The 17,435-nt window shown below is 49.3% G+C and carries 14 protein-coding genes; all 14 read left to right on the top strand.

Features of this window, described 5'->3' with window-relative positions; genetic code table 11:
* The first annotated feature begins 2 nt into the window (after positions 1 to 2).
* The 14 genes from HYN51_RS06760 (at position 3) to HYN51_RS06825 (ending at position 17,435) form a co-directional block, all read left to right on the top strand.
* Positions 3 to 866 (top strand): DUF6708 domain-containing protein, encoded by an 864-nt coding sequence (locus HYN51_RS06760; RefSeq protein WP_108899323.1) that lies wholly within the window; start codon positions 3 to 5, stop codon positions 864 to 866.
* Positions 867 to 1,364: 498 nt separating this feature from the next.
* The gene (locus HYN51_RS16320) at positions 1,365 to 1,889 is read left to right on the top strand and encodes a DUF6708 domain-containing protein (protein ID WP_329958631.1); all 525 of its coding nucleotides are present in this window, start codon (positions 1,365 to 1,367) and stop codon (positions 1,887 to 1,889) included.
* Positions 1,890 to 2,068: 179 nt separating this feature from the next.
* The gene (locus HYN51_RS06770) at positions 2,069 to 2,938 is read left to right on the top strand and encodes a DUF6708 domain-containing protein (RefSeq protein WP_108899325.1); all 870 of its coding nucleotides are present in this window, start codon (positions 2,069 to 2,071) and stop codon (positions 2,936 to 2,938) included.
* 91 nt (positions 2,939 to 3,029) lie between these two features.
* Positions 3,030 to 3,293 carry a PAAR domain-containing protein gene (locus HYN51_RS06775; RefSeq protein WP_108899326.1) on the top strand — a complete coding sequence of 88 codons (264 nt, stop codon included), beginning with the start codon at positions 3,030 to 3,032 and terminating at the stop codon, positions 3,291 to 3,293.
* On the top strand, positions 3,294 to 4,526 hold the full coding sequence (locus tag HYN51_RS06780; protein ID WP_108899327.1) for a hypothetical protein: 1,233 nt from the start codon (positions 3,294 to 3,296) through the stop codon (positions 4,524 to 4,526).
* Positions 4,526 to 8,137, top strand: a complete 3,612-nt coding sequence (locus HYN51_RS06785) for an ImcF-related family protein (protein WP_108899328.1) — start codon at positions 4,526 to 4,528, stop codon at positions 8,135 to 8,137. Before HYN51_RS06780 ends, HYN51_RS06785 begins: the two co-directional genes overlap by 1 nt.
* Positions 8,127 to 9,395, top strand: a complete 1,269-nt coding sequence (gene tssA / locus HYN51_RS06790; protein ID WP_108899329.1) for a type VI secretion system protein TssA — start codon at positions 8,127 to 8,129, stop codon at positions 9,393 to 9,395. Before HYN51_RS06785 ends, tssA begins: the two co-directional genes overlap by 11 nt.
* A complete protein-coding gene (locus HYN51_RS16705; protein ID WP_268993528.1) occupies positions 9,347 to 9,706 on the top strand; it encodes a type VI secretion system domain-containing protein in 360 nt (119 codons plus the stop codon). The genes tssA and HYN51_RS16705 overlap by 49 nt, the downstream gene beginning before the upstream one ends.
* A 14-nt stretch (positions 9,707 to 9,720) precedes the next feature.
* Positions 9,721 to 11,487 carry a type VI secretion system baseplate subunit TssF gene (gene tssF / locus HYN51_RS06800; protein WP_108899331.1) on the top strand — a complete coding sequence of 589 codons (1,767 nt, stop codon included), beginning with the start codon at positions 9,721 to 9,723 and terminating at the stop codon, positions 11,485 to 11,487.
* Positions 11,451 to 12,491, top strand: a complete 1,041-nt coding sequence (gene tssG / locus HYN51_RS06805; RefSeq protein WP_108899332.1) for a type VI secretion system baseplate subunit TssG — start codon at positions 11,451 to 11,453, stop codon at positions 12,489 to 12,491. Before tssF ends, tssG begins: the two co-directional genes overlap by 37 nt.
* A gap of 17 nt (positions 12,492 to 12,508) precedes the next feature.
* The gene (gene tssJ, locus HYN51_RS06810) at positions 12,509 to 13,054 is read left to right on the top strand and encodes a type VI secretion system lipoprotein TssJ (protein ID WP_230514030.1); all 546 of its coding nucleotides are present in this window, start codon (positions 12,509 to 12,511) and stop codon (positions 13,052 to 13,054) included.
* Between the two features lie 12 nt (positions 13,055 to 13,066).
* On the top strand, positions 13,067 to 13,480 hold the full coding sequence (gene tssE / locus HYN51_RS06815; RefSeq protein WP_108899333.1) for a type VI secretion system baseplate subunit TssE: 414 nt from the start codon (positions 13,067 to 13,069) through the stop codon (positions 13,478 to 13,480).
* Between the two features lie 62 nt (positions 13,481 to 13,542).
* On the top strand, positions 13,543 to 16,551 hold the full coding sequence (vgrG, locus tag HYN51_RS06820; protein WP_108899334.1) for a type VI secretion system tip protein VgrG: 3,009 nt from the start codon (positions 13,543 to 13,545) through the stop codon (positions 16,549 to 16,551).
* An 11-nt stretch (positions 16,552 to 16,562) separates the two neighbouring features.
* Positions 16,563 to 17,435: a DUF4123 domain-containing protein gene (locus HYN51_RS06825; RefSeq protein WP_157953000.1), complete on the top strand. Its 873-nt coding sequence runs from the start codon at positions 16,563 to 16,565 to the stop codon at positions 17,433 to 17,435.

Genomic DNA, 17,435 nt, shown 5'->3' on the forward strand with positions numbered 1-17,435 from the left:
ATATGCCATCAAAATACACACCTCAGCTCTCTATGTGGCGGGAAGATCTGTATAAAGGGATCTATAGTCGAAGTGAGCGATTAACCAGTAATAAAAAGCTGCGTTTTTATAATGATGATTATTGTGAGTTATCACGGCGTACCCCAGGTATGGGATATGGTAATTATTTTGCTTATGCACTTTTAGGTTCTATGTTGTTTTTTTGTTTTTTTGTTTTTTTGTTTGGGTTTTATATTTTAATAACGAATATATTTCAGTTAGGTACATATAATCCGAATACATGGCAAGATGAATATGTATCGGTTAATGTTTTATCGGGGGCAGTAATACTAACTGGAGCCTGTTTTTTTTATTTTTTTGCCACTTTATTAAATTATTCCATCTTTGCGCCAAAAGATTGTCCTATCCGGTTAAACCGTAAAACCGGGAAGGTATATATCTATGACTATATTTTATTAAATTTAAGTACCAAAGGGCTTTTTACTTCGCCTTTCTTTCGGGTAACCCGACCGGTACAAAAAGAGTTTAACTGGCAGGATATTCAGGCGGTGCTGACCTCCATGGCGGCACCGGTCAGCACCGGCGGAATGCTGCGTAGCTATGTGATCCGTTGTGTAGTGTGTAAGCCGGGCACCACTGAAATGATAGATCACTTTTGCCTGACGGCGGACAGTTCGCTAAGTTATGACGAATGGATGTGGATCAACAGCTATATGGCCTTTAGTGACGGCAATCTGGATACGACTACCTTCGAGAAAGATAACGTGCCGGGTAAAGCCATTATATGGACGCCTGAATACGATGAAAAAGCGAAAGTTGCTTCACCGCAAGCGTATCAGTCAGTTGCAGCACGTTATGCAGACTAAATGATATTCTTTTTACTGCCCGCCAGATAAAGGTATTAGGGAAAAGGTGATAGGTTTAGTCTGACGGGTATGAATGTCATACTTACCCGAATAGCTAATTTATTTATTGTTATTGTTCGGTATATTACCTGAATTGGTAATTAATGTTATCGATTGGCTATCAATAAAAGGATAAGGTGAATGCCATCAAAATACACACCTCAGCTCTCTATGTGGCGGGAAGATCTGTATAAAGGGATCTATAGTCGAAGTGAGCGATTAACCAGTAATAAAAAGTTACGCTTTTATAATGATGATTATTGTGAATTATCTCGGCGAACATCAGGTATGGGATACGGCAGCTATTTTGTTTATATTCTTTTAAGTTGTATGTTGCTTCTTTGTCTTTTTACTTTTTTATTTTTTATTTTTGATCTTTTTTCAATTATTCACTTTTATAAAGTGAATAATGATTCTAATGATTTATTGTTTTCCAGTACTGCTATTATTGTCGCATTCATGCTTTCTTGTTTTTCTGCAACTTTACTTAATTATTCCCTCTTTGCACCCAAAGATTGTCCTATCCGGTTAAATCGTAAAACCGGGAAGGTATATATCTATGACTACATTTTATTAAATTTAAGTACCAAAGGGCTATTTACCTCTCCCTTTTTTCGGGTAACCAAGCCGGTGCAAAAAGAGTTTGACTGGCAGGATATTCAGGCGGTGCTGACCTCAATGGCGGCACCGGTCAGCACCGGCGGAATGCTGCGTAGCTATGTGATCCGCTGTGTAGTGTGTAAGCCGGGCACCACTGAAATGATAGATCACTTTTGCCTGACGGCGGATAGCTCGCTGAGTTATGACGAATGGATGTGGATCAACAGCTATATGGCCTTTAGTGACGACAATCTGGATACGACTACCTTTGAAAAAGATAATGTGCCGGGTAAAGCCATTATATGGAAGCCTGAATATGATGAAAAAGCGAAAGTGAGTTCGATGGAAGAGTATCAGTCAGTCGCAGCGCGTTATTCAAACTAAATAATATTATTTTACTGCCTGCCAGATAAACGTATCAGGGGAAAGGTGATACGTTTAATCTGACAGGTATGAATATCATACTTACTTGAATAGCTAATTTATTTGTTGTTATTGTCCGGTATATTACCAGAGTAGGTATAAGATATTATCGACTGGCTATTAACAAAAGGATAAGGTGAATGCCATCAAAATATACACCTCAGCTCTCTATGTGGCGGGAAGATCTGTATAAAGGGATCTATAGTCGAAGTGAACGATTAACCAGTAATAAAAAACTGCGTTTTTATAATGATAATTATTGTGAATTGTCCCGTCGTACTTCTGGTATGGGATATGGTAATTATTTTGCTTATGCTCTTTTAGGTTTTGCGTTGCTTTTTTGTCTGTTCTTTTTCCTTTTCGGCTTTTATGTTTTATTAAGTAATGTATTTCAGTTAGGTACATATAATCCGAATACATGGCAAGATGAATATGTATCGGTTAATGTTTTATCGGGGGCAATAATACTAACTGGAGCCTGTTTTTTTTATTTTTTTGCCACTTTATTAAATCATTCCATCTTTGCGCCAAAAGATTGTCCTATTCGGTTAAATCGTAAAACCGGGAAGGTATATATTTATGACTATATTTTATTAAATTTAAGTACCAAAGGGCTTTTTACTTCACCTTTCTTTCGGGTAACCAAGCCGGTGCAAAAAGAGTTTAACTGGCAGGATATTCAGGCGGTGCTGACTTCAATGGCGGCACCAATCAGCACCGGCGGAATGCTGCGTAGCTATGTGATCCGTTGTGTAGTGTGTAAGCCGGGCACCACTGAAATGATAGATCACTTTTGCCTGACGGCGGATAGCTCGCTGAGTTATGACGAATGGATGTGGATCAACAGCTATATGGCCTTTAGTGACGACAATCTGGATACAACTACCTTTGAAAAAGATAACGTGCCGGGTAAAGCCATTTGCTGGTTACCGGAAATAGATGAAAAGTCTAAAGTCAGTTCAATAGAAGAATACAATAAAATTCTATTAAAGAATAACCTCACGCATTAAATTCGAAAACAGCAATTCTTATTATTTAAATAAAAGATTTTATTAGATTTAATAAAGTCTTTTATTACTATTTTTAATGGAGTGTAATTATATGAAAGGTGTAATTCGGCTCGGTGATGCGACCGATCACGGTGGTAAAGTTATATCAGCCTCATCAACCATGATAATTATGGGAAAAGGGGTGGCGCGCGTTGGTGATTTAGTCGATTGCCCTCAGAGTGGTCATGGGGTGAATAAAATTATAGAAGGTGAGAGCATCTTTAAAGATCAGGGCGTAGCAATTGCACTGGATGGGCATAAAACCGAGTGTGGTTGTACGCTGATATCGTCGATTAGTAGCGTAGGAAAGTCATAAATGTCGGTTGATTTAACGCAGATCCCTCCGCCATTACCAGAGCCTAAAAAGATGAATTTATGGCGATGGGCGATCGCTTTTCTGGTTGTTATGGTTGTTGGTTCACTCGTCACTTTAGCTATTAGTCAGTTTTATTCATTAAGTGACTTTTGGCTTTGGTTCGGTTTAACCGCAGCGCCTTTTATTACCTGGTTATTGGTATTTTTATATTGCCTCTATTTGAACGGGTGTCGACAGTATTATGTTATCCAATGGAATAAACGCCATGAACAGCGACGTGACGAGTTAATTACTTTTGCTCAACGTCCACTGTATGTGTTGGAAAACTACCTCTATACCCAATATGGTAAAGCCGGCAATGCTAAAGGGGTTTCCAGCCTTAGCATAACAATGGAATCCCTGAGGCCGCATGCCGGAGGAAATGCGGTTCCACATAGTGCATTACCCTTAGAACATGATGTATCAGAATCTGACTTTATCAAGCGGTTAACTACAATAGTGTCAGATATAAAAACGACCTTTGGTAAAAAACTCGTTGAATTATCCAGTGCAAATCCTTTACATATTCGGCTATTTATTGACACTCCATTGAAAGACAAGGAAGTACAGGATGTATTTCATCAGGTCTGGGAACATAGGCTGAATTACACCAGTTTATCAGTCGAGCCCACAGAGCAAAGCCACTTATTTTTAGATAAATGGTTGGATAACACGGCACACGATAATGCGCTATTGCTGGTCATTGGTTGTCATTTATTCAGTTACCCTCAGCCCAACAGCGCAGAGGTCGGTACAGCATTTCTATTGGCAGGAAAGAACATAATAAAAAATAAAAGGCTGCTGGAAGATATATTATCTAATAACCATACTATTGCCGAAGTTTTCAGAACGGAACATCAGATTGATGTTGAAAAATTATTAGATAACGCTTTGTTATGGGGGGCAGGAAATAAATCAGCATTGACCACGCTGTGGTATAGCAATATTACACCAGAAGTTAATGTTAAGGTTCTTACCTATTTCAGCAGCAAAAAAATAACTCTCAATAATCATTTTAACTTAGACACGTCGATAGGGCATGCCAACTATTGTGCCTATTGGCTTACGTTAGCTATTGCGATTGAACAGGCTATAGAGTCGAAAGAGAAACAGTTAGCCATGTGTGGGTCGTCGGATATAAGTGCTTTGGTAGTTTCAACATATATGCCGAATGAATCGATAAAGGATAAATAATGAAAAAAATTACCATTGGATGGATTCTATTTCTGCTGGTTATTGCATTGGTAGTAATATTTTTTATTTGGAGAGGGAGTTTTTCTTTTATTCAGGAACAGGAACAACAAATACTTTCCACTGCGGTTGTTGTAATTGCTTTATTGATTCTATCTCACTTTCATTATGCCGTTGCCTGGATATTGAACAAATCAGTGTTACTCAATTTTAGCCAAAATGATCAGAGTCAGACTAATTCAACAACAGAAAATAATAACGAAATCGGCTTATCCGAAACTTTTTTGGCTCTTAAATCCCACCTCCGCCACCGCTACGGCCTTTTCTCTTGGCGTCGCAAATTACGCTGGCTGTTAGTCACCGGTGAAGCGGTAGACGTAGAGCAGGCGGCACCGGGGTTAATCGCTCAGGGCTGGCAAACCAGTAACGATACGCTATTGATTTGGGGTGGTTCATCCCAAACGCCGCCGGATGAAGCGTGGTTAAAACAGTTGAAAAAACTGCGCTGGCGCAGGCCGATTGATGCGCAGGTCTGGGTGGTGTCTGCGCTTCACTATGAGCCGACCAAAGTGCAGAAAGCATTTCAGGATAAGGCACTGTGGCACATGCACAGCCGCAATAAGCTGTTGCGCTGGGCAGCGCCGCTGTATCTGCTGGACCTTCGCACCATGACGTGGACGCAGGATGAACGGGAAGAGCTTCAGGTGGGTACACTGTTCCCCGCCAAACCCCAGCCGGATACCCTGACCAAGCTGCTGTCAGCGGTGGTGAAACAAACCACCGGCTTGGGTATGGAGCAGGTGATGATCAACAATCGTCACGCCTTCCTGCTGCAACTGGCTCAGGATTTAGAACAGCGCGATATTCCTCGTTTGCGCGCGTGGTTACCGGCGTTTGTGACGACTCAGGGCGGTAATCAACTGCGTGGGTTGCTGTTTACGTCTAAAGTGACCCGACCCGATACGCTGGCGGAACACGCCTTTCTCCCTACGCCAGCATGGCAGGTGGTGACGGACGACAGCCGCAAAGCCAAAGGGCGGGGCGTGGGTATTCAGTGGGTAAACAGTGCGGTGGCAACGGTATTAGGTATTGTGCTGCTGTTTGGTGTGGGCTGCATTGTCTCCTACATCGGCAACCGGGGGCTTATCTCCTCGGCGGAAGATTTGGCGAAGCAGAGCACCGCTCCTCGCGCCAGCCTGACCGAACGCTTAACGCGCCAGCAGGCGTTTAAACAGCAAATTTCCCAACTGCAATACCGCGCTGAGCACGGTAGCCCGTGGTATCTGCGCTTTGGTTTGAGCACCAACAATAAGCTGCTGACGGTGCTGTGGCCTTATTACCACACCGCCAATCAGCAGAACATTCAGCAGCCTATCGTGGATAACCTGTACGGCAAACTGAGTGAATTGGTGCAAATGCCCCCCAACAGCCCGGAACGCGCAGCGCTAGCCAAAGCGGGTTACGACCGGCTGAAAGCCTATCTGATGCTGTCCCGCCCCGACCGAGTTGATGCGCCGCTGCTGGGCAATATTCTGATTGAAAATAACAAACAGGCTCCGGCTACCGTCTCTGACGGCGTGTGGCAAAGCGTTGGCCCGGAGCTGATGCAGTTCTATGCCAGCAATCTCTCCCGCCATCCAGATTGGGCGATTAAGCCAGACAGAACGCTGGTTAGCGATGCCCGTCAGGTCTTGATCAACCAGATCGGTATGCAAAATGCGGAAACCTCGATTTATCAGGGCATTTTGCGGCGCGTGGGGCAAAACTACGGCAATATGTCGCTGAGTCAGGTGCTCAACGGCATGGACAGCCGCACGCTGTTTACCACCGACGAAGAGGTGCCGGGCATGTTTACCCGCGATGCGTGGGAAGGCATGGTGGAGAAAGAGATTGATAAGGCGGTGAAAAACCGCCGTGAAGAGATTGACTGGGTACTGACGGACGGCGGCAAACAGCCCGCCAACGACATTTCGCCAGAGGTACTCAAACAGCGGTTAAACGAACGTTATTTTACCGACTACAGCGCCGCTTGGCTGAACTTCCTGAACAGCATCAGTTGGACGCGGGCAGAGTCCATGTCCGATGTGATTGACCAATTGACCCTGCTGGCGGATGCGCGCCAGTCGCCGCTGATTGGGCTGATGAATACCGTCAAATATCAGGGCCAGACCGCCCAAAAAGGACGGGCATTAACCGAAACGCTGGTGAAATCAGCGCAGGCGGCGTTTGGCAGCAAAGCCAAACGGCTGGATGCTATTCCGATAGACGACGATACGCCCGTCGGCCCGCTGGATGGCACCTTCGCGCCGCTATTGCGTATTGTGCAGGCCACCACCAAAGAGGGTGGCGATAACCTTAGCCTGCAAACCTACCTGACCCGCGTGACTCGGGTTCGCCTCAAACTTCAGCAAATTACCAGCGCGCCGGACCCGCAGGCCATGACGCAATCGCTGGCTAAAACCGTGTTTGAAGGTAAAGCCATCGACTTAACCGACACCCGTGATTACGGCAGCCTGATTGCCGCCAGTATGGGAGAAGAGTGGGCGGGTTTTGGCAGCAATCTGTTTGTACAGCCGCTGGAGCAGGCGTGGCAGGCGGTACTCGAGCCGGCGGCCATGAGCTTTAATAATGCTTGGCGTGAAAGCATTGTCGACCCGTGGTACCGGGCCTTTAATGGCCGCTATCCGTTTAAAGCCACGGCGAACGATGTTTCCCTGCCTGAGTTGGGGCGTTTTCTGCGTCCCGATACCGGCCTGATTGAGCGCTTTGTCAGCACTCAACTGGGGGGAATGCTGCATAAGCAAGGGGACGTTTGGGTTGCCGATGCGCTGAACTCTCAGGGATTAACCCTTAATCCGCAGTTTATCAGCGCGTTAAATCAGCTCAGTCGCATTTCCGCCATGCTGTATGCCAACGGTGATGCGGGAATGACCTTTGAATTGATGGCACGCCCCAGCCCGGGGGTCACCAAAACCGAACTGCTGTTGGATGGCGCAACCCTGAGCTATTTCAACCAAATGGAAAGCTGGAAAACCCTGCGCTGGCCGGGCGATGCTTACACTTCCGGCGCGCAGCTAAGCTGGAGTACCGAACAAACCGGGCTGCGCCTGTTGGACAGTCCAAAAGGCAGTTGGGGCTGGGTTCGCCTGCTGGATAAAGCCAACATCACTCAACTGGACAGCACCCGCTATCGACTGGTGTGGAAGGCGGATGACGGCAGCGAACTCAACTATATCCTGCGAGTTCAGAGCAATAGCGGCCCGGTCGAGCTGCTGAGTCTGAAAGGCTTCACCTTACCGGCTAACGTATTCCTGACCTCTCGGACGCCGGTGATGCCGGACGCCTCGGGAGATATGACGCAACCGGCCAAACCAGCAACCAAGACAACCGCCAGCCCACGAAAACATACGCCCGTGTCTACCGCCGACGCCTCAACGGTGATGCCGGCTAAGTACCGCAAGAAAAAGGCCGCTGCGGATAAGGTGGCGCAATCCATCGCCGAACAGGCAGCCGCGACCCCGGACGAAACGGCGACTGACGAAAGTGTACAGCCCGAACCGGCTGAGGAAACAACCATCGTCCCGATGATGAGAAGAGAACACGATGCTAACTAATTTACTGCAAGCCCTGTTTGGCAGCCGCGACCCGCAGGAAGGGGTGAAAAAACGCATCCAGCAACATTGGCAATCGTGGTTGGTGCCAATCGAAGGGGATAACCCCACGGGCATCGACCCCAGCTATGACGACGATTTTCAACTGATAAAAGAAGAGATCGCCAAACTGTCCGGTATTGACGCCGCGCTGATTATTGAAATCAGTGAAAAGCTGCTGCAAAAGCGCACCAAAGACATTCGCGTGGCCTCTTACTACGCTTGGGCGCGCCTGCGGCTGGACGGTATTTCCGGACTGGCGGACGGTCTGGAACTGATGGCCGGTCTGGTGGCCCGCTACGATACCGCGCTGTATCCCAAACGTGCCGAAAGCAAAAAGTCGTCCATCGAGTGGTTAGCCAGCAGTAAGTTTATTGACTTACTGGACGTGCAAAACAGCTTTCAGCATCAGGATCTGGAACGTGCCATCTCTGCACTGTCGCTGATGGTTGGCTATATCAATCAGTGGGAAGGGGAACTGCCGCCGGATTTACGCGGCCTGATCCGCCTGTTTGAAACTCGACTGGAAAACCCGGAACCGGAGCCGTTACCGTCGGCACCGGTCACGCCGCTGACCAATACGGTTTCGACCAACGGCCTGAAAGTGAAGACTGAGGACGTGCGTTCATTACGGGAAGTGCTGGACCAAACCCGTCAGATTTCTGCATTTTTGCGCGAGAAGCCGGATGGCTATCTGGCGGCGTTTCGCCTGATCCGCAGTATCCGATGGGATACGGTCACGGCGTTACCCCCGCACGATACCCACTATGCGACGCGCTTAATCGCTCCCCGCAGCGAGCTGAAACAGCACCTTAATCGCCTGTGGCTCCAACAAAGCTGGATAGAACTGCTGGAGCAGGTAGAGCGTGCGTTTTCTGAGGCGGCCAACCACTTCTGGCTCGATCTGCAACGCTATGCTTGCGATGCCATGCTCAATGCTGGCGCACCCTATAGCGGCTGGCAGGAGATCTGCCTGACGGATGTGGCCCTGATGCTAGACCGGTTGAAAGGGCTGGAGCGATTGACCTACAGCGACGGCACGCCGTTTGCCGATGATGACACCCTGAACTGGATAGCGTCGTCCGCCTCTATTCGTCATCTGGATGAAGGCGAGTCTCTGGCACCCATTCCGGTGAATGTAGGGGGAATTGGGGCGAAATTGAACAGCAGGCGATGGAAATCGCCGGTCGCGACGGGCTGGAATCCGCCTTTAACTGGATGAACAACCTGCCGGATATGGTGACCGACCGCCAACGCTATCTGCACCGTATGCTGTTGGCGCGACTGGCAGAACAGCATGGGCAGCGGGATATGGCCTTTCGTCTGTTGAATGCGCTCAATCGGGAATGTGATAACTACCGCTTAACCGGCTGGGAGCCGGATCTGGTGTTTGAACTCAAGTCGCGGCTGTTAAAGCTGGTTCAACAAAAAAGCGTACTGAAAGATGCGGATAAAACCACGCTGAATAAAGACGCCGATCAACTACTCAGTGAGCTAACGGTACTGCATCCTGCTCGCGCATTGACATTTTAAGGGCACCGACTCCAATGGACGATTTGATTAAACGCTATTATGAAGCGGAAATGCGTTATCTGCGTGAAGCAGGTAAAGAGTTTGCACAGGTGCATCCGGACAGGGCAGGCCTGCTGAATCTCGATCGGGTTGGCGACAGAGACCCCTACGTAGAACGGCTGTTTGAAGGCTTTGCTTTTCTCATGGGCCGCCTGCGCCAAAAGCTGGACGATGACCTGCCGGAGCTGACCGAAGGGGTGGTCAGTCTGCTGTGGCCGCACTATCTGCGTATTATTCCTTCGCTGGCGATTGTTGAACTATTACCAGACTTCAACGTACTGCCGCGTAAAGAGATCGTCGAGCCGGGGTTTGGGGTACAAACTTCGCCTATCGGTCCCTCGAAAACCTGTTGTAAATATCAAACTACGCAGCGGGTAGAAATACAGCCAATCAAAATTACCCGCGCAGGCATACGCAGCCATCAGGATGGGCGCTCGGTTATCCATATGCGCTTTGATTTTGGTGAGATGGCGGACAGAAAACAGATGGATCTGTCTAATCTGTGCCTGTATATCAACGCCGACACACCGGTGGCGTCAGCCCTGTACCGCGCTATGGTGTATCAGGTCGGCGCGATGAAAATCCGCTATCCCGGCTATCAGGATGGCGCGCTACAGCCGTTTAATGGGCGCATCACCCCGGCCGGTTTTTCTTCCGATGAGCGGCTGTGGCTGAAGCCGGATAATGCGTTTGGCGGCTATCAACTGCTGCTGGAGTATTTCACCTTCCGCGAAAAATTTATGTTTGTTGATTTACAGGGGCTGGATTTGGCGCAAATACCGCTAGCCTGTAACGCTTTTGAACTGGAGCTGGTGTTAAATGAAATCTGGGCTGACGACCTGCCTTTTAACGCAGAGAATATCCGTCTGCACTGTTCACCGGTGATTAATCTGTTTCCGATGGAAGCCGATCCGGTCAGAGTGAATCAATTGGACAGCGAATATCTGCTGCGTCCGCTGCTTTTGCAGGATGGACACATTGAAATCTATTCGGTGGATGCAGTGCAGTCCATCAGCCGCCACGGCCGTGCCAGCTATGTTCCCTTCACCAGCTTTCGCCATCGCGGCGGGATGTTGCGCCATGACGCACCGGAGCGCTATTACCACACGCGCGTACGGCGCGGCGCATCGGGATTGCACGATACTTGGTTGATTCTGGGGGGACAGGTATGGGATAGGGCAGAAGAAGTCTATGATGAGACGCTCTCTCTGCGCATTACCGGCACCAACGGCATGTTACCCCGCAAGGCGCTGCGTAATGCGTCAATCAATCAAATCAGCCATAGCCAAACCGGCGTGGTGGCGGTGCGTAATCTGTGTGCGCCAACCTTGCCGTGCTACCCACCGGTGAATGACCGTTTTCACTGGCGGGTGTTGTCCCATCTGGCTCCTAACTACCTGTCATTAATGAATGCCGAAGTGCTGCGCGGTACCTTGGCCCTGTACGATTGGACGGACAATGAGCTTAATCGCCGCCGTCTGGAAGGCATTGTGGAGGTGAAACACAAACCGGTACAGCGCATGACCAAGGGCATGCTGGAACGCGGGGTGGAAATTGAAATCACCCTGAATACCCATCAGTTCCCCGGCGAGGGGGATGTGGCCCTGTTTGGTGAGCTGCTGCATCAGTTCTTTGCGCTATATGCCGACCTGAATCTCTTTACCCGCCTGACGTTAGTACTTTTACCTACAGGGAAACGTTTAAAATGGACCGACAGCAAGACAGTACGTTCTCCCCTTTGATGGAAGGGCTGTTCCGGCACGTGCCGCGAATGAATTTTTATAAGTTCTGTCAGTATATTGAACAGCAACATCCTGATTTACCGCCGCTGGGCAAAACCGAAACGCCGGGCACCGATCCGGTTCGCTTTCGGCCAGTGCCGGAGATGGGGTTTCCCGCCAGTGAAATGAAGCGAGTAGAGTGGGACGCACAATTTCCCGAGCGCCCGCCGACGGTACGCACCACCTTTTTGGGACTGTACGGCGTCGATGCGGTACTGCCTTACGCCTGGCTGGATGACATTGTTCAGCGTCAGGAGGGGCATGAGTCGCTGGAAGGGTTTCTCGATATCTTCAACCATCGGGTCATGACCCAGTATTATCGAATTTGGCTGAAATATTACTATCCGGCCGGGTTTCGCGCCGGGGGGACCGATTTAGTCTCCCAGTGTTTACTGGGGCTGGCGGGCTTCGGTATCGAAGGATCTAGCGAGCAGATAGCCGCGCCGCCGTCGCGTTTTCTGGCGCTGCTGGGGCTGATCACCCAACGAACCCGCACCGGTGACGGCTTACGCTGTGTGGTAAATTTGCTGCTACCGGGCGCGGAGGTTGAGGTGCGGGAGTTCTATCCCCAGTGGTTCAATCTTGAGTCGCCCGCCCGATTACAACGGGATGAACCGGTTAGCCTACAGCGCTCGGCGGTTTTAGGCCGACGCTTTAAAGAGAGCAACAGTGCGGTTCACGTCACCATCACCCCCATCAATATTCAACAGGTAGAAGGGCTGCTGCCCGGTGAATCGATTCATACCGATTTAATGGCGCTGCTGCGGGCCTACCTCGGCTATCGTTTTGACGCCTGTATGAACATGAATGTGAAACGGTCGTTATTGCCTAAAGCACAGTTAGGGGAATCCCGGGTGCGTTTAGGGCTCACGGCGGTGCTGGGCATGAAGCAATGGGATAAGCAACATCAGGCAATAACGGTCAATCTGGGGCGCTATGTGGGTTTAGCCGCTGGACAGCAATAGAGAAAAGGAATGACAAAATGACAATGAAACAGCAAAAAAAGAATAAGTCAGTCGCGGTACTTGCTGTCGGCATGATGTTACTGGGCGGTCTGTTAACCGGATGTGGGCTGATGCAAACCGCAATGGATGGAACGGTCAGCGTCGCCAAAGCCATTTTTATTAAAGACATCAACGTGCTGCATCTGGACTTTGCTGCCCGCGCCGAGCTTAACCCCGGTGACGGCGGCGTTCCTGCGTCACTGGTGATTCGCACCTACCAGTTGGGCAAAAAGGAAAACTTTGAAAAAGCCACCTATCAAGACCTGCTGGAAAATGATGAAAAGGTGCTGGGGGCGGACTTCATCTCTCGGGATGACGTGGTGCTGACCCCGTCGTCCGCCATTGCGCTGGATTCATCAATGCATAAAGAGGCCGCGTTTGTCGGGGTGGTCGCCTTATTCCGCACGCCCAATTTGGACGATAACAGCTGGCGCGTGCTGATTGAACGTAATGATTTAGAGGCAGATAAACCGAGGCTGCTGGTGGCGAACTACGCGGAAATCGGTTTGGTTCCGGTCAAATAACAAGGAGTCACGATGGGACCGTCACTGTATGAATCCCTGATGGGGAATTTTAAATCGGGTATCGCGGTGGATGAGGTGAATGAACAGACGCAAACCATCCTCAGCGTGATGGACAACATTCAACGTATCCTCAACAGCCGGGCTGGCGCGATTAAATATCTGCCGGACTATGGCTTACCCGATCTCAGCCTGATTTATCAGGAATTGCCGTCATCAGCCCACAGCCTGATGCGAGCTATCCAGCATACGTTGCTCAAGTACGAACCGCGCCTGTATGACGTTGAACTGACGCTGGAGCCCGGCGGAAAAGAGATGATCCTCAGCTACACCTTAACCTGCCATCTAAAAGAAATAGGGCTGGTACGCTTCGGTACCTACTTTATGCCGGAAGGCAGGGCGATATTACGGCGGTTGACGGTGCGGTGAGAGAACGTAAATGGATGGCAGTCAGGTTGTTACCTGACCGGCATTAAGGGAGGAGAAATAGCGTGAAAGATAAAGTTATCAGTGCGGGTAGAGCCATGTTGAATGAGCAGCTTAAGGCTTATGGAATAGGTGATACTTCCGGGTCAGCCAGCACCGGTTTTTCATCATTAGGTGATGGCATCAACCGTTATCAGTTGGCGATAGACGGATTGAACGCCCCACTTTCTGTGTTAAGCGTACAGGGCCATGAACACCTGAGCGAAACCTGGCAATACGACATTCAGTTTACCGCACAGCATGGCCTGACCATGGAGCAGATACTGAGTGAAAAAGCGGTGTTTACGCTGGCTCCCGGCGGTATCAACAGCTTGAGCGGTGCAGCCGGTCAGTTAAGCCATGAACTGATGAGCGCGTTTAACGCCTTTGGCGGGATGTTCAGCGATAAGATTGGCGGTATCACCGGTAAAACCTCGGGCTTATTGGGCAAAGCAGGCTCCAGCCTGTCGACCCTCAGCGGTATCACCCGTTCACTAGGCGGTAGTGAAAGCGAAACCCGAATTTTATACGGGGTGGTCACCGCGTTCAGTCAGTTAGCCACATCGGCAGACGAAGCCCGTTACGCCATTACGCTCGCCCCGCGTTTAGCCCTGCTGGAAAATACCCAAAACAGCGCCATCTACCAGAACCAGACGGTTCCCCAAGTGGTAGAGCAGGTGCTGCGTCAACACGAAATGACCGGGGTGGATTTTCGCTTTGAGCTCACGGAAAGCTACCCGGTCAAAGAGTACATCTCTCAATGGCAAGAGAGCGACCTGACCTTTATTCGCCGGTTGCTGGCGGACAGCGGTATCTGGTTCCGCTTTGAAACCCACACCAAACACAACTGTGATGTGGTGGTGTTTGGCGATTGTGAACAGCAATATCAGGACGGCCCAACCGCCAGCTATCGTCAGCCTTCAGGCAATAACGACAACGGGGTGGAATCGGTATGGGATATGTCGGTAGCCCGCAAGACCGTGCCCAAAAATGTGCTGACCCAAGACTACAACTACCGTAACGCTCAAACCGGCATGAAGTCTGACGTTAACAGCGCGCAAAAAGATAACACCACCCGCGGTCAATATTATGTTTACGGTGAGCACTATCGCGACAAAGGAGAAGACACCAACCACGCCAATGCACAGGATGATTTAGTCGGTCAGTTCAGCAATATGATGCCAAACGGCTTAGGGGATATCCCCGGCGTCAGCCAGTTAAGCGGCGTGGCAGGCTCGGTGGGCGGTGCGGTCAGCGGCGTTAAGGGTGGGGTTTCATTACCCTCGCCAGCGGGTATCGCCGGAGGAACATCGGCTGCGGGTATGGGCGATATCGCTAGCGCTGCCGCGGGTTCAGTGGGTTCCTCTGCTCGTTCAGCGGTTTCCGGCGTGACCGGTACGGTACAGAACATGGCGGGTCAGGCCAAAGGGGCTTTCGACAGCGTCGGCAGTTCGCTGGGAGGCTTATCCGATAAAGGTGGAGACCTGCTCAATGGCTTGAGCGGCAGCGACAGTGAAAGTGACGCTGCTGCCAGCGAAGAGCCCGAGGGCGTGGGTCAAGGCGCGTGGTATGCTCGCCTGCGCCATCAGCGCTTTATGACCGAACAAATCACCATCAGCGGAAAGACCACCTTATCCCATCTGGCTCCGGGGCAAATTCTGACCGTATCCGGTTCGCCAATAGCCGAAGCGGGCAGCGGCATTCTGATTGTTTCAGTAGAGACGCAGGGCGACCGTCAACAGGCCTATGTCATCAGCTTCACCGGTATTCCTTACGACGTACTGCGGCCTTACCGCCCAGCTCGTTTGCCTTGGCCGACCATCAGCGGCACCTTACCGGCTCGGGTCACTAGCCCGGATAACGACACCTACAGCTACATCGATGCACAGGGCCGCTATCGGGTGAAGATGGACTTCGACCTGAACGACAACTGGCGTAAAGGGGAAGAAAGTTTATGGATGCGGTTGGCGAAATCCTACGCCGGTGAAACCTACGGCATCCACTTCCCGCTGATTGACGGCACCGAAGTGGCTATCGCCTTCACCGAAGGCAACCCCGACCGACCGTATATCGCCCACGCCATGCACGACTCCCGTCATGGGGATGTGGTCACTCTTGCCAACCATAAACGCAACCTGATCCGCACCCCAGCCAATAACAAATTGCGAATGGACGACGAGCGCGGCAAAGAGCACATCAAAGTCGCCACCGAATACGGCAAAACCCAGCTGAATATGGGGCATCTGGTGGATGCCGAACGTAAACAGCGGGGAGAAGGGTTTGAGCTACGCACCGATGAGTGGGGGGCTATACGGGCGGGGAAAGGCGTACTCCTGTCTTCTTACCTTAGGGAAAAAGCGCTGGGTAACCAGCTAGATATCGACGAAACTATAGCGCATTTAGAGAATGCACTGGGGCTTGCCCGCAGTTTTGCAAGGCAGCTTGAAATCGCAGGTATTGAGCCGATGGATGTTGACGGGCAGGAAAATTTTCTGAATCAGTCAATTAAGCGTCTTGAACAACCTGCGATTGTTGCGACATCGCCGGCGGGAATTTCTCTCTCTTCGGCTGAAAATATTCAACAGAGTACTAATGCGGACTATATTGTCGCCGCTCAGAAGAATATGACGTTTTCTGTGCTTAACAACTTTATCGCAGCGGCAAAAAAGTCAATCACCCTCTTTGCCAGTGGGTTAGGCATCAAATTAGTTTCAGCGAAAGGTAATGTGAGTATTGAAGCACATCAAGATGCTATTGATGTTATTGCCAATAAAAACGTCAATATAACCAGTGTTGGAGAGGAAATTATTATTTCTTCTAACAAGAAAATCACCCTAAATTGCAATGGTTCTTACATTACTCTTGATGGATCCAAAATAGAGATTGGCACCCTAGGTGATGTGGTTATTAAAAGTGCTTCTTTGTCTATTGAGGGACCACAAAATAACAAAGTGGCTATAAAAGGGTTTGAACAATGTGCGCAATTGGCGACAAAAAGTGCCGCTGATGGTAATGGGCTTGTTCCTCTGGGATAGGTGTAATGACTATGATGAAAAATATTAAGCTTCTTTCTCAACCGAGTGAACGAGGCTCACATAATTACGCGTTTATTGACCGTATTTTTTATGATCACATAGGGCAAACCCTTCCTGTTTTGGAGGTCGTTATGCCCACCATGCAGGCTCAGGCGCATTTATACCCCTATTTATTATTATTGGATGAATTAGATGATGATAGTTGGATTGCACTGAATGAAACCATTGCCGGCCAAATAGCACTGTCGGAACCTTTACTTTGTAGCGTTTTTTTCACTAGCAGATTATTGCCTAAAGCGTTATGCCAGATATTGGCAGAACGTCTTATCAGAAGGTATGACGATAAATATTATGTCCTTCGCTATTACGATCCGAGAGTGATGACCCATTTGCTCTGGATGTTTCCTGATGAGGAGTGGCAAGCGTTTGAGCTGGAAACTAAATGCTCTAGTTGGAGTATTTATCTGAACGGTGGTTGGCATTCGTTTGAGATTGGGTCAGATGAAAATGGTGTAGGGGCAAACACAGTAAGAATTAATAAAGAAACGTTGTTGAATATTGGCGATATTAATTGTGTTCTTTCTGCTTTGCCTAAAGAGACTCAGCTTGAAGACCACATACGTTTAAGCCAAAAGGTTAACGGTTATTTAATAACGGCAAAAGATCGATATGGTTTTGTGAACCCAACAGATCGTATTGCTTTTGCGCTTCATTGCGCTACGGTTGGAGAGCGGTTTGATGAAACACCTTTTATGACCAGAGCAATAAGCAATGCGAGACAAGAAAATATTGGGTATGCCATTTTCACAGGGAATTTTTCTCCCTTAGATTGGTTATTGATTAAAGATCAGTTAGTGCACGAATGTGTGAAGGAAAGGGTCTGA

The organism is Limnobaculum parvum (assembly GCF_003096015.2).
GTDB classification, from domain to species: domain Bacteria; phylum Pseudomonadota; class Gammaproteobacteria; order Enterobacterales; family Enterobacteriaceae; genus Limnobaculum; species Limnobaculum parvum.